At 65.1% G+C, this 21,354-nt stretch carries 22 protein-coding genes and 1 pseudogene; 14 read left to right on the top strand and 9 right to left on the bottom strand.

Annotation, left to right across the window (positions count from 1 at the left end):
* Positions 1–259: 259 nt before the first annotated feature.
* From GWG67_RS12155 to GWG67_RS12145, 3 genes are read left to right on the top strand one after another with little or no spacing between them, the layout of a single operon-like run.
* The gene (locus tag GWG67_RS12155; protein ID WP_007596238.1) at positions 260–967 is read left to right on the top strand and encodes a CoA transferase subunit A; all 708 of its coding nucleotides are present in this window, start codon (positions 260–262) and stop codon (positions 965–967) included.
* Between the two features lie 18 nt (positions 968–985).
* Positions 986–1,636: a CoA transferase subunit B gene (locus GWG67_RS12150; RefSeq protein WP_007596236.1), complete on the top strand. Its 651-nt coding sequence runs from the start codon at positions 986–988 to the stop codon at positions 1,634–1,636.
* A 22-nt stretch (positions 1,637–1,658) separates the two neighbouring features.
* Complete coding sequence (locus tag GWG67_RS12145; protein ID WP_275169563.1) at positions 1,659–2,294, top strand: GNAT family N-acetyltransferase; 636 nt, start codon at positions 1,659–1,661, stop codon at positions 2,292–2,294.
* 43 nt (positions 2,295–2,337) lie between these two features.
* Here the strand turns inward: GWG67_RS12145 and GWG67_RS12140 are convergent, their stop codons facing one another.
* From GWG67_RS12140 to GWG67_RS12130, 3 genes are all read right to left on the bottom strand, one after another.
* A complete protein-coding gene (locus GWG67_RS12140) occupies positions 2,338–3,216 on the bottom strand; it encodes an SUMF1/EgtB/PvdO family nonheme iron enzyme (protein WP_275169562.1) in 879 nt (292 codons plus the stop codon).
* Positions 3,217–3,267: 51 nt separating this feature from the next.
* Positions 3,268–4,365 (bottom strand): copper-containing nitrite reductase, encoded by a 1,098-nt coding sequence (nirK, locus tag GWG67_RS12135; RefSeq protein ID WP_275169561.1) that lies wholly within the window; start codon positions 4,363–4,365, stop codon positions 3,268–3,270.
* A 237-nt stretch (positions 4,366–4,602) separates the two neighbouring features.
* Entirely contained in the window at positions 4,603–4,809 is a 207-nt protein-coding gene (locus GWG67_RS12130; protein WP_275169560.1) for a hypothetical protein, read from the bottom strand.
* 156 nt (positions 4,810–4,965) lie between these two features.
* On the opposite strand from GWG67_RS12130, the gene hemN reads away from it, so the two are divergent.
* Both hemN and GWG67_RS12120 read left to right on the top strand, forming a co-directional pair.
* Positions 4,966–6,318, top strand: a complete 1,353-nt coding sequence (gene hemN, locus GWG67_RS12125) for an oxygen-independent coproporphyrinogen III oxidase (protein WP_275169559.1) — start codon at positions 4,966–4,968, stop codon at positions 6,316–6,318.
* Positions 6,319–6,498: 180 nt separating this feature from the next.
* Positions 6,499–6,696 carry a DUF1858 domain-containing protein gene (locus tag GWG67_RS12120; RefSeq protein ID WP_007596228.1) on the top strand — a complete coding sequence of 66 codons (198 nt, stop codon included), beginning with the start codon at positions 6,499–6,501 and terminating at the stop codon, positions 6,694–6,696.
* 87 nt (positions 6,697–6,783) lie between these two features.
* Here the strand turns inward: GWG67_RS12120 and GWG67_RS12115 are convergent, their stop codons facing one another.
* Entirely contained in the window at positions 6,784–7,494 is a 711-nt protein-coding gene (locus tag GWG67_RS12115; RefSeq protein ID WP_275169558.1) for a Crp/Fnr family transcriptional regulator, read from the bottom strand.
* A gap of 128 nt (positions 7,495–7,622) precedes the next feature.
* On the opposite strand from GWG67_RS12115, the gene GWG67_RS12110 reads away from it, so the two are divergent.
* Positions 7,623–8,834, top strand: a complete 1,212-nt coding sequence (locus GWG67_RS12110; protein ID WP_275169557.1) for an NnrS family protein — start codon at positions 7,623–7,625, stop codon at positions 8,832–8,834.
* A 2-nt stretch (positions 8,835–8,836) separates the two neighbouring features.
* Here the strand turns inward: GWG67_RS12110 and GWG67_RS12105 are convergent, their stop codons facing one another.
* Positions 8,837–9,865: an AraC family transcriptional regulator gene (locus GWG67_RS12105; RefSeq protein ID WP_275169556.1), complete on the bottom strand. Its 1,029-nt coding sequence runs from the start codon at positions 9,863–9,865 to the stop codon at positions 8,837–8,839.
* 203 nt (positions 9,866–10,068) lie between these two features.
* On the opposite strand from GWG67_RS12105, the gene GWG67_RS12100 reads away from it, so the two are divergent.
* Positions 10,069–10,689, top strand: coding sequence for a response regulator transcription factor (locus tag GWG67_RS12100; protein WP_275169555.1), 621 nt, complete (start codon positions 10,069–10,071; stop codon positions 10,687–10,689).
* A 168-nt stretch (positions 10,690–10,857) separates the two neighbouring features.
* Positions 10,858–12,534, top strand: coding sequence for a mucoidy inhibitor MuiA family protein (locus tag GWG67_RS12095; RefSeq protein ID WP_275169554.1), 1,677 nt, complete (start codon positions 10,858–10,860; stop codon positions 12,532–12,534).
* Here the strand turns inward: GWG67_RS12095 and GWG67_RS12090 are convergent.
* The 4 genes from GWG67_RS12090 to GWG67_RS12075 are packed head-to-tail and all read right to left on the bottom strand — an operon-like array spanning position 12,531 to position 15,597.
* Positions 12,531–13,340: a heme ABC transporter ATP-binding protein gene (locus GWG67_RS12090; protein WP_275169553.1), complete on the bottom strand. Its 810-nt coding sequence runs from the start codon at positions 13,338–13,340 to the stop codon at positions 12,531–12,533. The two genes, GWG67_RS12095 and GWG67_RS12090, sit on opposite strands and share 4 nt — an antisense overlap.
* On the bottom strand, positions 13,337–14,434 hold the full coding sequence (locus GWG67_RS12085) for an iron ABC transporter permease (protein ID WP_275169552.1): 1,098 nt from the start codon (positions 14,432–14,434) through the stop codon (positions 13,337–13,339). The genes GWG67_RS12090 and GWG67_RS12085 overlap by 4 nt, the downstream gene beginning before the upstream one ends.
* Complete coding sequence (locus tag GWG67_RS12080; RefSeq protein WP_275169551.1) at positions 14,431–15,384, bottom strand: hemin ABC transporter substrate-binding protein; 954 nt, start codon at positions 15,382–15,384, stop codon at positions 14,431–14,433. Before GWG67_RS12080 ends, GWG67_RS12085 begins: the two co-directional genes overlap by 4 nt.
* Positions 15,385–15,390: 6 nt before the next feature.
* Entirely contained in the window at positions 15,391–15,597 is a 207-nt protein-coding gene (locus GWG67_RS12075; protein WP_275169701.1) for a hemin uptake protein HemP, read from the bottom strand.
* A gap of 257 nt (positions 15,598–15,854) precedes the next feature.
* Between GWG67_RS12075 and GWG67_RS12070 the strand changes: the two genes are divergently transcribed.
* The 6 genes and pseudogenes from GWG67_RS12070 (at position 15,855) to GWG67_RS12045 (ending at position 21,345) form a co-directional block, all read left to right on the top strand.
* The gene (locus GWG67_RS12070) at positions 15,855–18,251 is read left to right on the top strand and encodes a TonB-dependent hemoglobin/transferrin/lactoferrin family receptor (RefSeq protein ID WP_275169550.1); all 2,397 of its coding nucleotides are present in this window, start codon (positions 15,855–15,857) and stop codon (positions 18,249–18,251) included.
* 133 nt (positions 18,252–18,384) lie between these two features.
* Entirely contained in the window at positions 18,385–18,717 is a 333-nt protein-coding gene (locus GWG67_RS12065) for an antibiotic biosynthesis monooxygenase (RefSeq protein WP_275169549.1), read from the top strand.
* Positions 18,718–18,746: 29 nt separating this feature from the next.
* Positions 18,747–19,258: pseudogene (hutX, locus tag GWG67_RS12060) on the top strand (heme utilization cystosolic carrier protein HutX).
* A gap of 27 nt (positions 19,259–19,285) precedes the next feature.
* Positions 19,286–20,065, top strand: coding sequence for a tonB-system energizer ExbB (exbB, locus tag GWG67_RS12055; protein ID WP_275169548.1), 780 nt, complete (start codon positions 19,286–19,288; stop codon positions 20,063–20,065).
* A gap of 3 nt (positions 20,066–20,068) precedes the next feature.
* Positions 20,069–20,515: a TonB system transport protein ExbD gene (gene exbD / locus GWG67_RS12050; RefSeq protein WP_275169547.1), complete on the top strand. Its 447-nt coding sequence runs from the start codon at positions 20,069–20,071 to the stop codon at positions 20,513–20,515.
* Positions 20,515–21,345, top strand: coding sequence for an energy transducer TonB (locus GWG67_RS12045; RefSeq protein WP_275169546.1), 831 nt, complete (start codon positions 20,515–20,517; stop codon positions 21,343–21,345). The genes exbD and GWG67_RS12045 overlap by 1 nt, the downstream gene beginning before the upstream one ends.
* Positions 21,346–21,354 lie beyond the last annotated feature (9 nt).

Genomic DNA, 21,354 nt, shown 5'->3' with positions numbered 1-21,354 from the left:
CGCTGGAGCCAGAAGGGGGGCCGGGAAACCTGCGCGCCCCACGCCCAAGCCCTATTGTGTTAAGTACCGAAACTTGATGGGTTTTCTTGTCGCTTTCAAGGCCGCGGGAACGGTTGCGCCCACGGCTTGGGCCGCTTCTATCACCCAGCGGCGGAGCGGAGAACCCCGTATCATTGACGGCTTTGGACGATTTCGCCTAATAATCGCCGCCAATAAGGCGCGACGCCTGCAAGCCGAAGGTTCAGTCGAGGTTTTTTGCATGAACAAGGTCTATCCCGACGCCAAGTCGGCTCTCGAGGGCGTTCTGAAAGACGGCATGATGATCATGTCGGGCGGCTTCGGCCTCTGCGGCATCGCCGAGACGCTGTCGGACGCGATCCGCGACTCCGGCGTCAAGGACCTGACGGTGGTCTCAAACAATGCCGGTGTCGACGGCATCGGCCTCAGCCGCCTGCTCGAAACCCGCCAGATCAAGAAGATGATCTCGTCCTATGTCGGCGAGAACAAGCTGTTCGCCCAGCAATTCCTCGCCGGCGAGCTGGAACTCGAATTCAATCCGCAGGGCACGCTGGCCGAGCGCATCCGCGCGGGCGGCGCCGGCATTCCGGCCTTCTACACCAAGACCGGCGTCGGCACGCTGATCGCCGAAGGCAAGGAAGTGAAGGAATTCGACGGACAGAAATACCTGATGGAGCGCGGCCTGTTCGCCGACCTCGCCATCGTCCACGCCTGGAAGGGCGACACCGCCGGCAACCTCATCTACCGCAAGACCGCGCGCAATTTTAACCCGATGATGGCGACCGCCGCCAAGGTCACGGTGGCCGAGGTCGAGCATCTTGTTCCGGCCGGCGAACTCGATCCCGACCACATTCACACGCCCGGTCTTTTCGTAAAGCGCATCGTCGAGGTCGGAACGGCCAAGAAGCGCATCGAATTCCGCAACACCCGCCCGCGCACCGCCGCTTAAGCGTATCAGGAGAACCACATGGCCTGGACCCGTGAACAGATGGCTGCGCGCGCCGCGAAGGAACTGCGTGACGGCTATTACGTCAATCTCGGCATCGGCATCCCGACGCTGGTCTCGAACTACATCCCGGACGGCATGGACGTCAGCCTTCAGAGCGAGAACGGCATGCTCGGCATGGGCCCGTTCCCGTACGAGGGTGAAGAGGACGCCGATCTCATCAACGCCGGCAAGCAGACCGTGAGCGAGCTGCCGTCGACCTCGTATTTCTCTAGCGCGGATTCCTTCGGCATGATCCGTGGCGGCCACATGGATCTGTCGATCCTCGGCGCCATGCAGGTGGCCCAGAACGGCGATCTCGCCAACTGGATGATCCCCGGCAAGATGGTCAAGGGCATGGGCGGCGCGATGGATCTCGTCGCCGGCGTCAAGCGCGTGGTCGTGGTGATGGAGCATTCGGCCAAGGACGGTCCAAAGCTCCTGAAGCAGTGCAATTTGCCGCTGACCGGCGAGCGCGTGGTCGACATGGTCGTGACTGACTTGGCCGTCTTCACCATCGACAAGCACGGCAGCGGCGGCATGGCGCTGATCGAGCTCGCCGACGGCGTCTCGCTCGACGAGGTCAAGGCCAAGACCGAAGCCGAATTCCGCGTCGCGCTGAAGAATACGTAAGGTTTTCGCAAAAGGGGCGCGCATGACGATACGGTCTGCGCGTCCCGAAGACGCTGATTTCATCGCACAAACCATCCTGTCATCGCAGCGCGGCTACCGGCAGCGCGGCTGGTTCGACGTTGCGCTCGGCTGGCCTGAAACACAGTGCCGCGAATTCATCGCGCGCGTCGCAGCCGCCCGAGCGGTGTCGATGTGGCACGTCTCGCAATTTCTGGTCGCCGAGATCGATGGCAAGCCTGCTGCCGCCTTGTGTGCGCTACCGGCGGCCGGCACGGGACCAGCGGCTTGGCGTGCGATCGAGGAAGTCGCAGCCGCGTCCGGGCTCGCCGCGGCAGAGCTGGAGGCCATTCGTCAACGTGGCGGCTACACGCGCGCCTGCTGGGTTCAGGGCGGCGAGGGCGATTGGATGATCGAGCATGTCGCGACCGATCCCGCCTATCGCGGCCGCGGCCTGGTGCAGTCACTGATCGCGCATGCGCTGGAGAAGGGGCGGGCAGCTGGATTTACCCGGGCGACGATATCGTTCCTGATCGGCAACGAGCCGGCCGAGCGCGCTTATTCCAAGGCCGGCTTCGTCCTTGCCGAGGAGAAGCGCGATCCGGCCTTCGAGGCGATCATCGGTGCGCCGGGCTTTCGCATGTTCGCGCGGGCGATGTGAATTCCCGGTGTCGTGCTGGCGAAGGCCATGACGCTACGATCCCTCACGACCTCGCTGCCCACGTCTTGCTCCACCGCGCCGACACGCTGGCGACCCACGACGTTTCCTCGCGAACCAGGCGGAAGCCGAGATTGGCGGGCGGGACGCCTTGCGCGCAGCCGCCGGCGCGGGCGTCGCGGATGAAATCGGTGACATAGGCGCGGTGCGCACCCTCGGCGACACGCACGCCGCAATTCACGGTGGGGCGGCCGGCATTGCCGGCCTCGTCGATCCGCGAGCGCACGAAGCAGGTCGAGGTCCACTCCCAGACATTGCCGGCGAGATCCTCGATGCCGTGCTCGTTCGAACCGAACCTGCCGAACTGATGGGCCGTCGTGTCGAAGAGGTCGCGCTCGGATTCACGCTCGTAGCGGCCGATCCAGCGCTTCGATGGATCTGCTGCGTCCACCGGAAGGCCGTCATCCTTGAATCTTGAGCCGGCCGCAAAAGCCCATTCCGCGTCGCTCGGCAGGCGGTAACTGTGACCGGACTTGCGCGAGAGCCAACCGGCATAAGCCTCGGCATCGTGCCAGCTCACCTGCACCGCGGGTCGATCGGAGGCGATTGCCACGTCGCGATCAAGCGCGCGACAAGCTCCCTCCTGCACGCAAATCTGGTAGTCGGATGACGAGACCTGATGCCGCATGATGTGCAGCGGCCTCTCGAAGCGCATCGCGCTCAGCGGCGCTTCCGCCTGCTGCCCGCCACGGGTGAAATCGCCGGCCTCGCGATAGGACAGGCTGCCTGGTGCGACCCTGACGATGGCGGGCTCCGTCACGGTGCCGCCAGGCCCGATGTCCGACACCAGCGGCGCTACCGCGATCGGCCCTGCGAGCCCGGCGGCGCAGGCGAGGAACAGTTTCAGCTTGAATGCGATCAGCATGGTCGTTCCCCAAGGAAAAAGGGGCCGGTCATCACCCGCCCCTCGTCGCGTCTAGTTGGTGTTGGGGGCCGGGATATCGGCAGGGGCCTTCACCTGCATCATCAGATCGTCGTTCCATCTGCCTTCGACCTTGAAGTGCGCGGTGGCGCCGAGGTCGGCGGCCTCGATCAGATTGTGCGTGACATAGGCGTAGATGCCGGGCTGCATGAACTTGTACAGCGCAGCTCCCGCCGAGCCGCCGCGGATGAACCAGGTCTCGAGCCCGGTCTCCGGCGCGTTGGAGAACTTGCCGGTCTCCCAGACATAGTCGCCATGGCCGCCGATCAGATGCGGACGGCTGTCGCGATTGGCCTGCGAATGCACGATCAGCACGTTCTCGCCGACATTGGCGGTGAGCGCGTTCTTGCCGGTGAGCGCGCCGACCTTGCCGTTGAACACGACATGGGAGGGGATCAGCTTCCTCATCACCTCTTCGGTGTCGGTGAAGGCTTCGCCGGGCGATTCATAGGACTTGAAATTGCCCTTGTCGTCGCGCGGCACGTACATGTCCTGCTCGCCGACATAGTAGACCTTGTCGTATTTCAGCGCGTGACCCTTGCCGTCGTTCAGTCCGTCGCGGGGCAGCACCATCACGGCGCCGTTCATTCCGGAGACGACGTGCCAGGGGATCATCGGACCGCCCGGTGCGCAATGGTAGACGAACACGCCGGTCTTGGTCGCCTTCCAGCGCAAGACGACCTGCTCGCCGGGATTGACCAGCGTGAGCGCGCCGCCGCCGAGCGCACCGGTCGCGGAATGGAAGTCGATGTTGTGCGGCATGGAGTTGGTTGCGGGATTGACCAGCGTCGTTTCGACGTAGTCGCCCTCGTGCACGACCATCATCGGACCCGGCATCGAGCCGTTGAAGGTCATCGCCTGGAATGTGGTGCCCTTCTCGTCGATGACGACCTTCTTCTCCTCGATCGTGAGCGTGAACTCCACGATCTTGGGGCCCTGCTTGGTCGCTTGCTCGTGCGCATGCACGAAGGGCGGAGCGACCAGCTCGACCTTCTGGCGCGGCAGTTTGAGATCGTCGGCAGCCAAGGCGGGGGTCGCCAGCATCAGGGCGGTTGCGGCGGCGCTGATCAATGCGGCTCGGCGGGTGAACATTGGAAGCATCCTTCATCTGAAATGGTCTTGATGACGGAATGCAGTGTGCGCCGATCGCGGCAAGTGTGTTTGTGCTGCGACAAGCTTTTGCCGAATTCGCCTCCGGTAAAATGCTTAGGCAGTTTGTTGAAGATCGCACCGGCGATACGAAAGACGCGATGGCGCCCGACGTCAGCCGCATCGGCCGCAAATCGCTCGCATGTTCAGTTGCGTTTATTGTGAATGGATTGTTGTCGACTAGAGCAGCTGGATCGCAATCCAGACCGTGCCCCAAACCGCGAGCGACAGCGCGGCGAAGACGGCGGCCGTGATGATCATCACGCGGACCACGTGGCCGGCGCCAATGGTGGGCGTAGAGGGGACGGGACGAAAATCGTCGAAGCGCGGGATATGGCCGCGAACGCCGGTGAGCCACAGAACGAGATCGAGCGCGAACGACGCCATAACCTGTCTCCAGAGGGCAATCATCAAATGTCACCATGGCTCCGATCCCGTGCTCGGACTTTGAGCGAGCGCAAGGTTTCGCACCCGAAAACGGGTAATTTGGTGCCATCCGGGATGCGCCCCGCTGCGCAGCATTGATTTACGAATGGGTAGGATATGAGGGCCGATCTTGCGGTGAGTTACGGCGAGGAACGACTGCCGCGCTACACGAGCTACCCGACCGCACCGCATTTCTCGCCGGCGATCGGCGCGGGTGCCTACGCCCGGTGGCTGGCGGAGCTCCCGTCGTCGGCCAGCGCGTCGCTTTATCTGCACGTGCCGTTCTGCCGCGAGATGTGCTGGTATTGCGGCTGCCATACCCAGATCGTTCGTCGAGACGGTCTCATCGCGGCCTATCTGCGTACGCTGCGCAGCGAGATCGCGCAGGTGTCCGAGACCATCGGCCGGCGCATCAAGGTCGAGCACATCCATTTCGGCGGCGGCACGCCAACGATCATGGCGCCGGAGGCTTTTGCCGAGTTGATGGCGGCGATGCGCCAATCGTTCTTCGTGGCCCCGTCGGCCGAGATTGCAGTCGAGATCGATCCTCGCACGCTGACCGCCGACATGGTCGAGGCCATGCGGCTCTCCGGCGTCAATCGCACGAGCCTGGGCGTGCAGAGCTTCGACCCTGTCGTGCAGCGCGCGATCAACCGGGTGCAGAGTTTTGAGCAGACGGCTTCCGTGGTCGACATGCTCCAGCGTGCCGGCATCAACGGGATCAATTTCGATCTGATCTACGGACTGCCGCACCAGACCGTTGCCTCATGCCTGGCTACGGTGCGACGTTCGCTCGAGCTTGGGCCCGACCGCTTCTCGGTGTTCGGCTACGCGCATGTGCCTGCTTTCAAGAAGCACCAGCGCATGATCAACGAGGCGGTGCTGCCCGACGGCCTTGCGCGCCACGACCAGGCCTGCGCGATCGCCAATGCGTTGAAGGAGGCCGGTTACGTGCAGATCGGGCTTGATCATTTCGCGCGGCCCAACGATGCCATGGCCGTGGCCTTCGAGCAACGCACGCTGCGGCGCAATTTTCAGGGCTACACCACCGACAAGGGCGAAGTTCTGCTCGGCTTCGGCGCGAGCGCGATCGGACATTTGCCGCAGGGCTATGTCCAGAACGAGGTGCAGATCGGCGCCTATGCGCAGAGCATTGCCGCGGGTCATTTGGCCACCGCGAAAGGCTATGGGCTCACCGACGACGACCGGCTGCGCGCCGACATCATCGAACGCATCATGTGCGAGTTCAGCGCCGATCTCGGCGACATCTGCGCGCGTCATGGCGCAGAGGCCGGGGCAATGCTGAAGTCGGCATCGCGTCTGAAGCCGCTGATTTCGGACGGCGTCGTGAGACTGGATGGCGACCGCATCGCAGTCGCCAAGGACTCGCGCTTTCTCGTGCGCAGCGTCGCGGCCGCATTCGACGCGCATCTCGATCCCGCGAAGCAGTTGCATAGCCGGGCGGTGTAGTCCCGTCATTCCGGGGCGCGCCACTTGGCGCGAGCCCGGAATCCATTTCACCTCTTGGTCTGCTGCCCGATGGATTCCGGGCTCGCGCTTCGCGCGCCCGGGAATGACAACCAGCTTGCGCTCCAACAAAGAAACCGCCGCCCGCTCCGCTATCGTGGTTTCGGAACGGAGGTGGTGTCCATGCCTTTTGGATCCGACGATCTGGTCGATGACATCATGCGCACGGCGCCGCACACGATCCGCGTGTTTCTCGCCTTCAGGATGGCCTGCGTGGGCTGTCCGATCGCAACCTTTCACACGGTCGATGACGCCTGCCGCGAGCATGGCATCGATCGCGACAAATTCCTCGCCGCGCTGTGCGACCGCGTGCCGGCGTGAACCGGTCTGGACTTCGCGCGGGCCGCGCGCGGATTCCCGGGTGAGGGGCGCTTTCGCCGTAAGCGGACGCGACCCTCACCCCTGGCCTTAAGCCGCGCCGCTGTCCGGGCTTCGCTCCGCCAGCACGACGATCCCATGCGGATCGCGCAGGATAATGCGCTGACGGCCGCTTTCGACCAGCCCCTGCTGTTCCCAGCCGCTCAGGATCCGGCTCACGGTGTGCAGCGTGGTGCCGGTCATCTGCGCGATGTCCTGGCGGCTGATCGGGAAGTCGATCTCGATGCCGCGGTCGAGCTTCTTGCCGGATTGTTTGGCGAGGCGCAGCAGCGCATGCGCGACGCGCTGCTCGACCTGCTGGGTCGACATTTCCAGGATTCGGGTGTGGCTCTCCTGGAGCCGCGTGCCGACAGTCTGGAGCGTGTTGGCGGCGAGCGAGGGAAATCGCTCGACCAGTCGCGGCCAGGCCGAGGTCGGCCAGATCAGGGCGACGCTGTCGTCGACCGCGATCGCCGTGGCCGGATAGCGCGCGGCCCCGATCGCCATCGCGAGACCGAACGTTTCGCCCGGCGCGACATAGCGGACCACGATCTGCTCGCCGGTCGGTGTGGTCTTGGCCGCGCGAACATGGCCGTGCAGCAGCAGGAAGAAGGATTGCGCGTCCGCGCCCTGCTCGAAAATGGCGCTGTTCTTGGGATAGCGCGCCGAGCGGGCTTCGCGCAGGATCTCATCGAGGTCCTCCGGTTTGACACCCCCAAACAGCGGCAAATGCGCAACCAGCGATGTGTCGACCTTGGCCATCCTGCCTCCTTGGCGCTGAAAGTGTGATGACACCTGCAATCGTCAGGGTGTTTGCGATAGCTCAAAAACGAGCCGGCCGGACGGCAGTATTTTTCCAGGCGACGATTTGAATCGACTGGAGTTGACCCATGGCTGGCGCCCGATCCCGTAACTTTGAGGGCTGGCCGCTGTTTGCGAACAGCTTTCGGCCCTTTTTCCTGCTCGCCGCCATCCAGGCAGGGCTTTCGATCCTGGCCTGGCTGCGGATGTTCTACGGCGAATTGTCGGTGAGCTCCGCTTTCGCACCGCGCGACTGGCACGTCCATGAGATGCTCTACGGGTTCCTGCCGGCGGTGATCACGGGATTCCTGTTCACGGCGATTCCGAACTGGACCGGGCGGCTGCCGATCCAGGGGACGTCCTTGGGCGCGCTGCTGGCGGTCTGGCTCGCCGGCCGGGTCGCGGTGACGGTGTCCGCCGATATCGGCTGGGCGTTTGCGCTTGCCGTCGATGCAGCCTTCCTGACGCTGGTCGTCGCTGCAGCAACCCGTGAAATCATCGCCGGCGGCAACTGGCGCAATCTTCCCGTGGTGGTGCTGGTACTGGTGCTGCTCGCCGGCAATGTCGCCTTCCATCTCGAAGCGCATTATGCGGGTGCGGCCGATCTCGGCATCCGCGTCGGCATCGGCGTGGTCGTTTTGATGATCTCGCTGATCGGCGGCCGCATCATCCCGAGCTTCACCCGCAACTGGCTGGTCAAATTCAACCCTGGCCGTCTCCCGGTGCCGTTCGGGCGCTTTGACGGTGTGGTGATCGGCTGCAGCGCGCTGGCGCTCGTCTCATGGATTGTCGCGCCGTTGAGTACGGTCACCGGGGCGGCGATGGCCTTGGTCGGCGGGCTCCATCTGGTGCGGCTTGCGCGCTGGGCCGGTGACCGCACCTTCCGCGAGCGGCTGCTCCTGATCCTCCATGTCGGCTATGTCTTCGTGCCGCTTGGCTTCCTCCTGCATGCTTTTGCCGTCTTCGGCGCGTTGCCGCCGAGTGCGGGCATCCACGCCTGGATGGCGGGCGCGGCCGGGACCATGACGCTCGCGGTGATGACCCGTGCGAGTCTCGGCCATACCGGACAGGCGCTGACGGCTTCGCCGGCGACACAAGCCATCTATGCCGCGATCATCGTCGCGGCGCTGGCGCGGGTCGCGGCGGTGGCTTGGCCTGCGCACAGCGATGCATTGCTGCACCTTGCCGCCTGCGGCTGGATCGTTGCGTTCCTCGGCTTTGCCATCGCGTTCGGCCCGCTGCTCGCCGGCAGCCGTCGCCGCGCACTCGCCATCATGGGCGTGCCCGTCCCGGCACGCTGAATTCAAGCCGCGGTCGCCACGCTCGATGATTCCGGTGGCCGGACGCCTTTGCGCCATGCGGTGATGGTGCAGCCGAAGCGGCCGCGGAACCAGCGGGCCATGGCGCTCTGTGCGGAGAAGCCGAGCTGCACGGCGATGTCGGCCAGCGGCCGGCCGGGGTCGTGGATCAGCTGGACCACGAGATCGGCGCGCTGGGCGTCGAGAATGGCCGAGAAGCTGGTGCCGGCTTCGGCGAGGTGGCGGTGGATGGTGCGGCGGGTGCAGCCGAGGTGCTCGGCGACGCGCTCGACCGTGCAGTCGCCGCCGGCGAGCAGGAGACGCACGACCTCGTCGACCTTCTCCTCCCAGCTTGCCGGCCGCGTCTCGATCGCCTCGATCCGCTTCCGTAGATAGATCGCGATCAGCGGATGCGCGCTCGGGATCCGGCGCTCCATGTCGTGTGCCGACAACAGGATCGAATCGTCCTCCGCGTTGAAGGTCACACGACAGCCGTAGAACTCGCGGTAGCGCTTGCGGTCGTGCGGCGGTGGATAATGCAGGTGCACTTCCTGCGGCCGCCAATCGCTGCCGAACAGCGACTGGATGATGCGGTGGACGCTGCCGAGCGCCATGTCGATCGATTGGCGTGGCGCGGTCGGCTGCCGGCCGCGCAGGTGCAGCGTGACGGTTACGGTTTGCTTGTCGCGGGTGACGTCCAGCTTCATGCCGTCGTGATGGATCGGGATGAAGCGCGAGAAGGCTTCGATGGCTTCACCAACCGTCGCCTGTTCACGCACGATCAAGCCGACCGCTCCGAAATTGGTCAGCCCGCCGCGCTCGGAAAGGCGCAAGCCGAAATCTTCGGCTCCGGACGCCTCTGCCGACAATTCGAGCAGACGTCGCAGGCCGGTGACGGCAATGGGCGTGTCGGGCTTGTCGAGGCAGGCTAGCGGCAGCCTGACCTTGCGCATCATTTGTTTGGGGTCGAGCCCGACCGACCGGGCGACCTCCGGGTAATAGCTCAAGCCTGCGCTACGAATGAGGTCGGTCATGCGACCCGTTCCTGCCAGCCATTCCCGCAGATGTCCCGAAATGTAAAGTTTATGTCCCGATCCGTCAAATCCGAGAACCAGGTGGAACATACATAAGTGAAACCGAAGCACGGGCGCGAATGCCGTGCATATGACGGCGCGGCGCGATGAGGCCCCGCTGCCGTCTCGGACCATTTGACCAAAGACATTGCTGGATCGGAATTATGCCGGGGAACATGCTTTCCAAGGGTGAGGTATTCGTCATCGACACCGATGCCGCCTCCCGCGAACAACTTTCCACCGCGCTTCAACAGAGCGCATACAACGTGATCTGCTTCGCCGACGGCGCATCTCTGCTCTCGGAAGCCAAGGCGCGGATGCCGGCCTGCGTGCTGCTGGAGATGCCGCCCGATCGCTCCGGTCTCGACGTGCTCAAGCGCCTGCGCGAGGAAAACTGCATGGCGCCGGTGCTGGTGACCGCGGCAAACGGCAGCATCGCCATGGCGGTCGACGCCATCAGGAGCGGTGCGGCCGACTTCATCGAGAAGCCGTTCCGCACCCGCGACATCGTCGACCGGATCGGTGCCGCCATCGACGAGTTCGCGCAGCCCGGCTCCAACCGGCAGCGCTGGTTGCCGGGCTGCGAACCCCTGAGCGCGCGTGAAGGCGACGTGCTCGAGCATCTCGCCGCCGGCCTGACCAACAAGGAGATCGCCCGGCGCATGCATCTGAGCGCACGGACGGTCGAGGGCTATCGCGCCGGCATTCTGAGGAAGGCCGGTGCCAAGAACGTGACAGACCTGCTTCGCCGCATCTTCGGGCAGGGTTCGTCCGCTCAGGATTAAGGGCTTCGTCGCGGGCCGACGACATATTGCGGGCCTTGCTGCCGCCGCGGCGACGCCCCACGGAAACCCCAATCGAACCAATTCCTTCCCTGCCGCGTCCAACCATGTTGGCGAGGCATTGGATCGCGCGTCCGGCTGGCGGCGGCGATGAGTTGGAGGAGGGACTTGATGCGCATCACCGCAAAATGTTTGGCAACGACGAGCCTGGTTCTGTTGACCACGGCATTCGCGTCGCCGTCATGGGCCGCAGAATTGGACGCCACATCGGCCATCGATACCGTCACCGTTTACCCCGATGGCGCGACCGTCACCCGCGTCATCGCGGTGGACCTGCCGTCTGGTGACTCGACGCTCATTGCCAAGGACTTCCCGCTTGGTCTCGACACCTCCTCGATCCGGGTGGAGGGCGAGGGGGGAGCGAAGCTCACCATCGGCACGATCGATGCGCGAACACCGCGTGCGGCGCCGGTCAATTTGCCGGAGCTGGACAAGCGCATCGAGGCGCTGAACGACCAGCGCGCCGACCTGCAAGGCGCGATCGACTCGGCCAATGCGCGGCGCAAATTCGCGGAGCATTTTGCGGAAGCGTCGCCCGCGGGCATTGGCGACAAGGGCGAGGCGCGGCCGATTGCCGAATGGCGCACGGCCTTTGCCACCGTCGGTGAGGAAATTGCGAGCGCCGATACCGCCGTCCGCGACGCCACGCGCAAGATGCGCGACATTGATCGGCAGATCGCCCAGCTCGAAGTCGAGCGGAAGGCCAAGCCGCCGAGCAAGCTCGAAGTCCGCATGGACATCGCCGCGCCGGCAGCAACCAAGGCGACGTTGAGGGTCACCTACAATGTCCGCAACGCCCGATGGCTGCCGCTCTATGACGCCCGGCTCGACACCGGCGCCAAGGACCGCAAGCCGCAGCTCGAATTGGTCCGCCGCGCCGAGGTCACGCAATCAACCGGCGAGGACTGGTCCAACGTCACGCTCGGCGTCTCCACGGTCCGCATCGGCCGCGGCGGCAGCGCGGCGGAGCTGAATTCGCTGGTCGCACAATATCCGCAGCTACCGAGGCCGCGGGCGCTGGGTTCGCTTTCGGATTCGGCAATGCCTGCGGCGGCGCCAATGCAGCAGCGAAAGATGGAAACGTCCGCGGCCAAGGCGGCCGACGACATTCGCGAGCGCGCCGAAGAACAGCAGGCGGTCGCCGAGATCGGGGACTTCCAGGCTACCTACAAAATTCCCGGCCGCGTCAGCCTCGGCGCCGCCGAGGGCGCCAAGAGCCTGCGCATCGCCTCGGTGACCGTGCCCGCCGATCTCACGGTGCGCGCGGCACCGGTGATGGATCCCACCGCCTTCCTCGAGGCCAGCTTCAAGCAGGCGGACGACACGAGCCTGTTGCCGGGCAAGGTCGCAATCTATCGCGATGGAACTTTCGTCGGCCGCGGCAAGCTCTCGGCCTCGGCCAAGGATGACATCGTGCGGCTCGGCTTCGGCGCCGACGACAAGATCAGGATCGAGCGCGCCGTGCTCAAGCGCAACGAAGGTTCGGCCGGTCTCCTGGTCACCACGTCGAAGACCGACGAGCGCGCATTCAAGACCACAATCCGCAATGGTCACGACTTCCCGATCAAGGTCGCGATCGAGGACCAGTTGCCGGTCAGCGAGAGCGAGGACATCCTCGTCGAGATGTTGCCTGCGACCACGCCGCCGACCGCAAGCAACATTCGCGACCGGCGCGGCGTCCTGGAATGGTCGTTCGACGCCAAGCCCGGCGAGGTCAAGGACATCAACTTCGCCTGGCGCATTCGCTGGCCGAAGGACAAGAGCATGGTGATCGTGCCGGCTGGCTAAATTCCCGCCACAGGCGGCGCCGCGCGCATCGATTGCGGCAACACGTAAGGTACGCCGTCGTCAGCCTGATGGACGACGGCGTCGATCTCGAAGATGTCGCGGATGGTCTCGCGTGTGACGACATCGGCGCGCGGGCCGTCGGCGGCGAGCCGGCCGCGGTTCAGCACGACCAGCCGGTCGGCAAACCGGATCGCGAGATTGAGGTCGTGCAGGATCGCGATGACGGCGGTGCCATGCGCCGCGCGGCGGCGCGCGGCTTCGACGAGGTCGATCTGGTGACGCAGGTCGAGGCTCGACGTCGGCTCGTCCAGCAGCAGAAGGCCCGGTCCGTGCTCGGCCTCGCCGCAGGCGAGCTGCACCAGCACGCGGGCGAAATGGGCGCGCTGCTGCTCGCCGCCTGACAACGTCGGCAATTGCCGGTCGCGAAATTTCGTCAGGCCAACCTCGTCCAGTGCGGCATCGACAAGCGGACCGGGATCGCGCAAGCTGCGGTCGCCCGCGCCCATCAGCACGATCTCCCCGACCGTGAAGGGGAAGGTGACGTTGATGTGCTGGGACAACATCGTGCGGCGCGCGGCGAGTTCGCGTGGCGTATAGCTGCGGAGATCGCGCTGCTGCAGCCGCACCTCGCCTTCGCTCGGGCGGAGGTCGCCCGAGAGCAGCCGCAGCAGCGTCGACTTGCCGGCGCCGTTCGGACCGATGATGGCGATCATCTCGCCGGCCCCCACGCTCAGGTCGACGCCATCGAGTAGCGTCGCGCGGCCGGCGCGCTTGGTTAAAGCACGGGCTTCGATCACGGCGCTCATAGCGAGGCGAGCCCACGCTGCCGCAGCAGAATCCCCAGGAAGACCGGGGCGCCGACCGCGGCGGTCAAGATGCCGATCGGCATTTCCGCCGGCGCCACGATGGTGCGCGCCAGCGTGTCGGCGCCGACCATCAGGATCGCACCGAGCAGCACCGAGGCCGGAAGCAGCAGGCGGTGCGTCGGGCCGATGACGAGGCGCAATAGATGCGGCACGACGATACCGACAAAGCCGATGACGCCGCTGATCGACACCGCGACTCCGGTCATGGCGGAGACCATGACGATCGAGATCCGCTTCAGCCGCTCGACGTCGACGCCGCCATGAAAGGCGTCGGCCTCGCCGAGCACCAGGAGATCGAGACCGCGGGCGATGTAGGTGCAGGCCAAGAGCCCGACGACCAGGATGGGCACGAGCACGGCGGCCTTGGTCCAGGTCGCGCCGCTCATCGAACCCAGCAGCCAGAACGTGATGTCGCGGAGCTGGCGGTCGTCGGCGACGAACACCAGCAGGCCGATGCCGGCATTGGTGATCGCGGTGATGGCAACGCCGGCGAGCAGGAAGATCGCGATCGAGGTCCGCCCCGAGCGGCTGGAGATGCCATAGAGGGTCGCGGTCGTGACCAGCGATCCCGCGAAAGCAGCAAGCGGCAACAGCTCGGTCTGGAGGAAATGCAGCGTCTCGCCGAAGCGTGAATCGGTGAAGACGATGGTACTTGCGGCCGCGAGCGCGCCGCCGCTGGAGACGCCGACCAGCGCAGGATCGGCGAGCGGATTGCGGAACAGGCCCTGCATGATTGCGCCGGCCGCGGCGAGCAGGCCGCCGACCATCGCGGTCGCCGCGATCCGGGGGATGCGGATCGACCACAGTACGAGCCGGTCACGGGCGGTCATGGCATCGGCGGCTGCGTTGCCGGCAAAGCCGAGTGCGGCAGGCAGCCGCGAGAGGGGAATGCCGGCCGCGCCGACGGTCAGCGCAACGGTCGCGATGACTGCAAGCGCTGCGAGGAGCAGAGGAAGCGCAACCGACCCGAACCTGCGTCCCCTACCGGCGCGTTGCCCGGTGCTACGCGCTCCTGTTCCGACCGCAACACTCATTGCCGGCAGTTCGCTGCCGACAAGGCCGAGGCGAACGTGCCACCCCGGTCGGACAATGCCGGATAGAGCTTGACGGAGAGATCGCGCGCCGCCGCCGCGGTGCGCGGCCCGAAGCCGAGCAGATATAGCCCGTCCATCGTGATGAAACTCTTGTTGGCTGCGACCGGCGTCAGCGCAAAGCCCGGATGGGCATAGATCGCGTCGGCCTGGAGTGAGTCCTTGCCGCGCTCGATCGACAGCACGACATCGGGCTTCGCCGCGACGATCGCCTCGTCGCCGATGATCTTGTAGCCGTCGTAATCGTCGACCGCGTTGGCGGCGCCCGCGAGCTGGATGATCTCGTCGGCAGCGGTCTTGTGACCGGCGACCATGGCGCGTCCGTTCTGGAGCGACATCACGAACATCACGCGGACCGGCTTCGTCACCTTGGCGCGCAGTGCGCGCAGCTGCGCGAGATCGGCGCTGACCGCGGCGGTCAGGCATTCGGCGCGCGCGTCGACGCCCATGGCATGGCCCACCAGTCTAATTTTTTCGATCAGGCCGTCCTCGGAGAAGGTCTCCGGCACCAGCACCAGCGGCACCTTCGCCGTCTCCAGCAGGTCCATCGTTTCGCGCGGGCCCGACCCCTGGATCGCCAGGATCAGAGTGGGGTTGAGGCCGAGCACGCCCTCGGCTGAAATCTGGCGCATGTAGCCGACATTGGGTTTGTCGCGCAGCGCCGCTGCCGGATAGAGGCTCGTGGTGTCGACACCGACCAGGCGGCTCTCGAGCCCGAGCGCATAGAGAATCTCGGTGATGGCGCCGCCGATCGAGACCGTCCGTGTAATGTCGGCGACAACGACATCGCGGTTGCGCGCGTCATGCACGGTGATACCGGCGGCGTGCGCGATGGACGCGAGCGCGATCGTGCCGGAGAGCAGGATATTCGCGAGGGTGCGACAAAATGCCATTGCAGGTTACTTCGTCAGGATCAGCTTGTTCTGCGAGGTCAAACGAAGGCGATAATTGTCCTCGCCATGCGCGATGATGATCTCGCGCTCGGCCGCAAACAGCTCGCGGCTGTCGATCCGGCTCCCTCGCATAATGAGGGTTCTCGTTGTTGCGGAAGGGCTTTGTGTCGGCCCTGCCGCATCGCCGCCGCTGTCTCCGGACGTTGCTGACATGGTAGGTGTGATGCGCTTTCGAAATTTCAGATGCGTCTTGCTTGTATAAGCGGCGGGTAGCGCATTCCAACGGCGACGATTTACAATCGATATAAACTGCAACCTGATGTCATTGACCGTCGAAGTGTGGCCACGTAACCAATTAAGGCAGCGGACAGCTTGTCCGCGTCTCGAGAACATCAGCCAGCCAGTCGTTCGCTTTGCGAACGCACGCCAGCCAAAAGACTCCAAAAAGTGAAGTGCAGGCTGGGGCTGATATGGCTGACGGGGCTAGGTATTCGCGCGCCCTTATTTTGGGCGCGTCGGTGGTTTCAATTGCGGCATTGGTGACGGAGAGCGGCCTCGCGCAGACTGCTCAGCCGCAAGCCGAGAGTGTGTCGCCGGAGCGGCCGAAGCAGGCCAAGCGCAAGCAGCCCAAGCCGCAGCTCGCGCAGCAGGCGGCGCCCGATGTCATGAACGCCCGCGCCCAGGCCGGCGGCGTCGCGCCCGTTCAAGCGCTCGACACCATCACGGCCGCGGCCTCAAAGACCGAGGAGCGTGCCGTCGATGCGCTTGCGCCGGTCAGCGTCGTGACGTCGGCGCAGATCGAGGCGCGGCAGGCCAGTACTGTCGGCGATCTCATCTACAACGTGCCGGGCGTGTGGGTTCAGAATCGCGGCGACGAGCCGTCGACCTCGATCAACATCCGCGGCTTGCAGGATTTCGGCCGTGTCGCTGTCGTCGTCGACGGCGCGCGGCAGAACTATCAGCGGACCGGTCATTTCGCAAACGGCTCGTTCTTCCTCAATCCCGAGCTGATCGGCGGCATCGACATCGTCCGTGGCCCCACCGCCAACATCTACGGCTCCGGTGCGATCGGAGGTGTGGCGTCGTTCCGTACCAAGGACATCGAGGATGTCGTGCGCGCGGGAGAGCGATGGGGCGTGGACGTCAAGACCATCCTTGGTAGCAATTACGGGCGTGCGCTCGGCTCAGCCTTCGGCGGCGTCCGCGTCAACCCGGATGTCGACGTGTTCGCCGGCGGCACCTACTCCACGCAGGAGAACTACAAGGACGGCACGGGCTTCGAGGTTGCCAATACGGGCAACCGCCTCACGAGCGGCATCGCCAAGCTGACGGTGCGGCCTGCGGACGGGCACGAAGTCAAGCTCGGCACGATCTTCCAGGAAGACATCTACCGCGTGGGCCAGCCGCCACGGCGCGCCGGTGATCCCAACTCGACCAATGCGAACGGCACCAACAATCTCGGCGGCACGTCGATCTACGCATCCAATGTCAAGAACTACACCACGACGCTCGGCTGGAAATATTCACAGCCGGACAATCCATGGGTCGACTGGGACGCGAAGGTGTACTGGAATCGCACCGAGAACGATCAGGTCAAGAGCGCGCATACGAGCGTAACGCCGTCGGTCTATTGCGGCGGCGTGCCTGGAAATGCCGTGTCGGGCTGTATCGGCAGTAATCGCGGATATCTGCTCGACACGATTGGTGTCGACGTGCACAACACGTCGCGCTTCGAGACCGGAAGCTGGCGTCACGCGTTGACCTACGGACTGGACGCGTTCCAGGACAAGGTATCGTCGCGCGACACGACCGGCACGTCGGAGGTCACGACGCCCGGCGGTCAGCGCACGGTGTCTGGCGGTTTCGTGCAGTGGAAGGCGAATTATACCTCGATGCTCGAGGTGATCGGCGCGCTCCGGTACGACAATTATCAGCTTTCCTCGGCTTCCTCGTCGTCCGGCGGCGATCGCCTGTCGCCGAAGATCACGGTTGCGCTTGTTCCCACCGCGGTCGTGACGCCGTATGTCAGCTATGCCGAAGGCTATCGCGCTCCATCGATCACGGAGACGCTGGTCAGCGGGCCGCATTCGGGTGCCACGATCAACGACTCCTTCTTCCGCTGTCCGTCAGGCACGCCGGGACCGGGCGCGGATTCGACTTTCTGCTTCGTGCCCAATCCGAACCTGCGGCCCGAGGTCGGCAAGAACAAGGAGATCGGCTTCAACATCAAGAAGAATGACCTGTTCACTCCGGGTGATACGCTGCGCGGCAAGATCAACGTATTCCGCAACGACATAACGGACTTCATCGATCAGGTCGCCTACGGAAATCCCCTGGTCGTTCCCACCGGTCCGCCGCCGGCACCGACCATCACCGTGCTGCCGTTCCTGCAATATCAGAACGTGGCGTCGGCGCGCATTCAGGGCTTGGAAGCCGAGGCGATGTACGACGCAAACCTCTGGTTCCTCGGTCTCTCCGGCACTTATCAAAATGGCAAGAACCTGCAGACGGGGTTTGGCCTGTACAGCGTTCCACCGCAGAAGATCACCACGACGGCCGGCGTGCGCCTGCTCGACCGAACCCTGATCCTCTCGGTGATGTGGACATCGGCCATCGCCAATTACGACATCCCACGGAGCTACACTCCGGCGACGTCGTACGATCTCGTGAATCTCTATGCCCAATATCAGCCGACGTCGGACCTCACGCTCAATTTCTCGGTCGAGAATCTCTTCAACCGGTACTACCGGCCTTACGCCATTCCGGTCGGCAGTACCGGCGATACGCAAAACGACGTGAAATGGGCGAGCGCCGGCGCCGGGCTCGTGATCAAGGGAGGCCTCAAGTACCACTTTGGCGGTACCTAACGACTGCCGGCGATCCCGATGGGGGGCCGCATCGGCCTCCAAAGCCACGCCGATGTCCCCGGCGTGGTTTCGGCGCGTTCTGAAGACCCGGTCGGCGTTCGCCGATCTGCATGACTGACAGGAGAAGAGTTAAATGTTTATCGCCATGAACCGTTTTCAGGTGAAGAACGGCGCGGAGACCGCGTTCGAAACCGTCTGGGCTACCCGCGAATCCTATCTCGGCAGCATGCCGGGCTTCGTCGAGTTTCATCTCTTGAAAGGTCCCGAGGCCGAGGACCACACGCTCTACTCCTCGCACACCACCTGGGTCGACAAGGCGGCGTTCGAGGCCTGGACGCGCTCGGACCAGTTTCGTCGTGCCCATGCCCGCGCCGACAATCCGACCGGCGAGAGCCTCTATCTCGGCCATCCCAAGTTCGAAGGTTTCGAGGTGATCCAGAGCGAGCGCAAGGCCGCGGCTGCCTGAGGCAGCGCGAAGCACGAGAGGAGTTGGACATGCTGAGCACCGATCTCGCCGATCTCAATGCGTATATGGCCGACAATCCCGGCGCGGTGATCGAGGACGTCGCGCGCGAGCGCAAGGTCACGCCGCGCGCGGTGATCGAGGCGCTGCCGTCGTCGATGGTTCGGGTGGGTGGCGGCGAGCATTTCGTCGCTGCCATGCAAGACATCGCCGCGTGGGGCGAGGTGACGCTGATCGTTCATACGGACGATGCGATCTTCGAGTTCACCGGCGCGATCCCGGCAGGCGAGATCGGCCGCGGCTATTTCAACCTGATGCAGCCGAAGGGCTTGCACGGCCATCTCCGCCACGAGCGCTGTGCGGCCGTTGCTTTCGTCGAGCGTCCGTTCATGGCAAGACTTCCGCCTTCGTCGCCTTTGTCAATGCGGACGGCGGCATCATGTTCAAGGTCTTCGTCGGGCGCGACGAGACTCGGGCGCTGCGTGCGGACCAGCTTGTGCGGTTCCGGCAGCTTGCGGATCGCACGGCCGCGCCGGCCGCGTAGCTTTCTCTGTCTGTCGGGAGATCAGGCATGCGAAGCATTTCCAGCCTTCGGCACATGATTGGATCCATCCTGCTGGCGGCGCTCGCACCGACTCCAGCTTTCGCGATCGACGAAGCGCTGTTGCCGCGCAATTTGTCGCCCTGGGGCATGTTCCTCGGCGCCGATATCATCGTGAAGACGGTGATGGTGGGGCTCGCCATCGCCTCGCTGGTGACGTGGACGGTCTGGCTCGCCAAGTCCATCGAACTACGCCGCAAAGGCGCGCTCGCCTTGCAGCGGACGCGCGCGCTCGAAGGCAACATCAAGCTGATCGAGGCGGCAGAACAGACCGGCGACGCACATGACGCCGTCGCCCAGCTCATCCAGTCCTGCGCGAAGGAAGCAGAGCTCTCCGGCGGCATCCTGGACGACGGCCTTCAGGAGCGCGTCGCGCTGCGGTTGGAGCGGGTCGAAGCCGCGATGTCGCGGCAGATCGCGCGCGGCACCGGCGTGCTCGCGACCATCGGCGCCACGGCGCCGTTCGTCGGCCTGTTCGGCACGGTTTGGGGCATCATGAATTCCTTCATCGGTATCTCCGAGAGCCACACCACGAGCCTCGCAGTGGTCGCGCCCGGTATCGCGGAAGCGCTGCTCGCGACCGCGCTCGGCCTCGTCGCCGCGATTCCGGCGGTCGTGATCTACAATCACCTCGTCCGCGGCATCGCCAACTACCGGGCGCTGCTGGGCGATGCCTCGGCGCAGCTCATGCTGCTGGTGAGCCGGCAGCGCGACCACAGAGAGTTCCGCATGGCGCGGGCGGCGGAGTAGGCCATGGCCGCGAAGCTCGGCGCACGGTCCGGATCGCCGCTCAAGTGCGGCGATCCGGATGATCTCGACGTCACCCATGAGATCAACGTCACGCCGTTCATCGACGTGATGCTGGTGCTGCTGATCATCTTCATGGTGGCTGCCCCACTTGCCACCGTCGACATCGGGGTCGAACTGCCGGCGACCGCGGCCGAGCCGGCACCGCGGCCGGACAAGCCGGTCTTCCTCACCGTGAAGCCGGATCTCTCGATCGCGGTCGGCGAGAACGTGGTCGCCAGCGATGCGCTCGGCACCTCGCTCTATGCCGCCACCAACGGCCGCAAGGACGAGCGCATCTATCTGCGCGCCGACAAGGCCGTCTCCTATGGCGACCTGATGGAGGTGATGAACGCCTTGCGCAACGCCGGCTATTTGAAGGTTGCGCTGGTCGGCCTCGATGGACGCAACTGATGGCCGCGAACGCCTTTGCTCTGCACGAGCCGCTCGGCGAGCGCGAGGGGGCACGATGGAGCGTAGCGGCCGCGGTGATCGTGGCGTTGCACGTCGCGGCCGCGCTTCTTGCGACGAACTGGCTCAAATCGCAGCCCGAGCGGGGCGTCAGCCTGCCGGCGATCATGATCGATATGGCGCCGGTGACGTCGGCACCGCATTCGGTGCAGGACGACGTCGCGCCGGGACCGGTGATGCAGGAGGCCGACGCCTCGCCGCCGGAGCCGGTGCAGCAGCAGGCCGCCGAGGACACCATCGCGCCGACACCGCCGCAGGAGAAGCCGGACGTCGTCGCGCCGCCGGAGCAGAAGCTCGAGCCGACACCGGCGAAGCCCGAGCCGGCGAAAATCGTGCCGGTGGAAAAGCCTGCGCCGGCGAAGCCGAAGCTGGTCCGCCGCGAGGCCAGGAAGCCGTCGGAGGCGATGCCCGCACCGCGCACCAGCGCTCCGCCGCGGGCCGAGCGTGAGGCGCCGATGGCATCCGCGATGAGCGCCGGCGCGGTGGCCTCCGTGATCGCATCCTATAATCAGCGGGTTCGCGCGCATCTGATGCGCTTCCACCAATATCCGTCCGGCGGCGGCGGTCAGCGCGGCGTTGCCAGGCTCAGCTTCACCCTCAGCCGCAGCGGACAGGTCACGTCGAGCCGGCTCAGTGGCTCGTCCGGTGTTGCCGCGTTCGACGCCCAGGCCATGTCGATGGCCCGCCAGGCCTCGCCATTTCCGCCGATCCCGGACGAGATCAGGAACGGCGTGATGAGCTTTACGATTCCGGTGGAGTTTACGGTGCGATAAGCCCTCCGC

Origin of the sequence: Bradyrhizobium sp. CSS354 (assembly GCF_029051725.1) — a bacterium.
Taxonomy (GTDB): Bacteria; Pseudomonadota; Alphaproteobacteria; order Rhizobiales; family Xanthobacteraceae; genus Bradyrhizobium.
The sequence above is the reverse complement of the archived record's forward strand: the minus strand, read 5'-3'. Positions and strand labels throughout refer to the sequence as shown.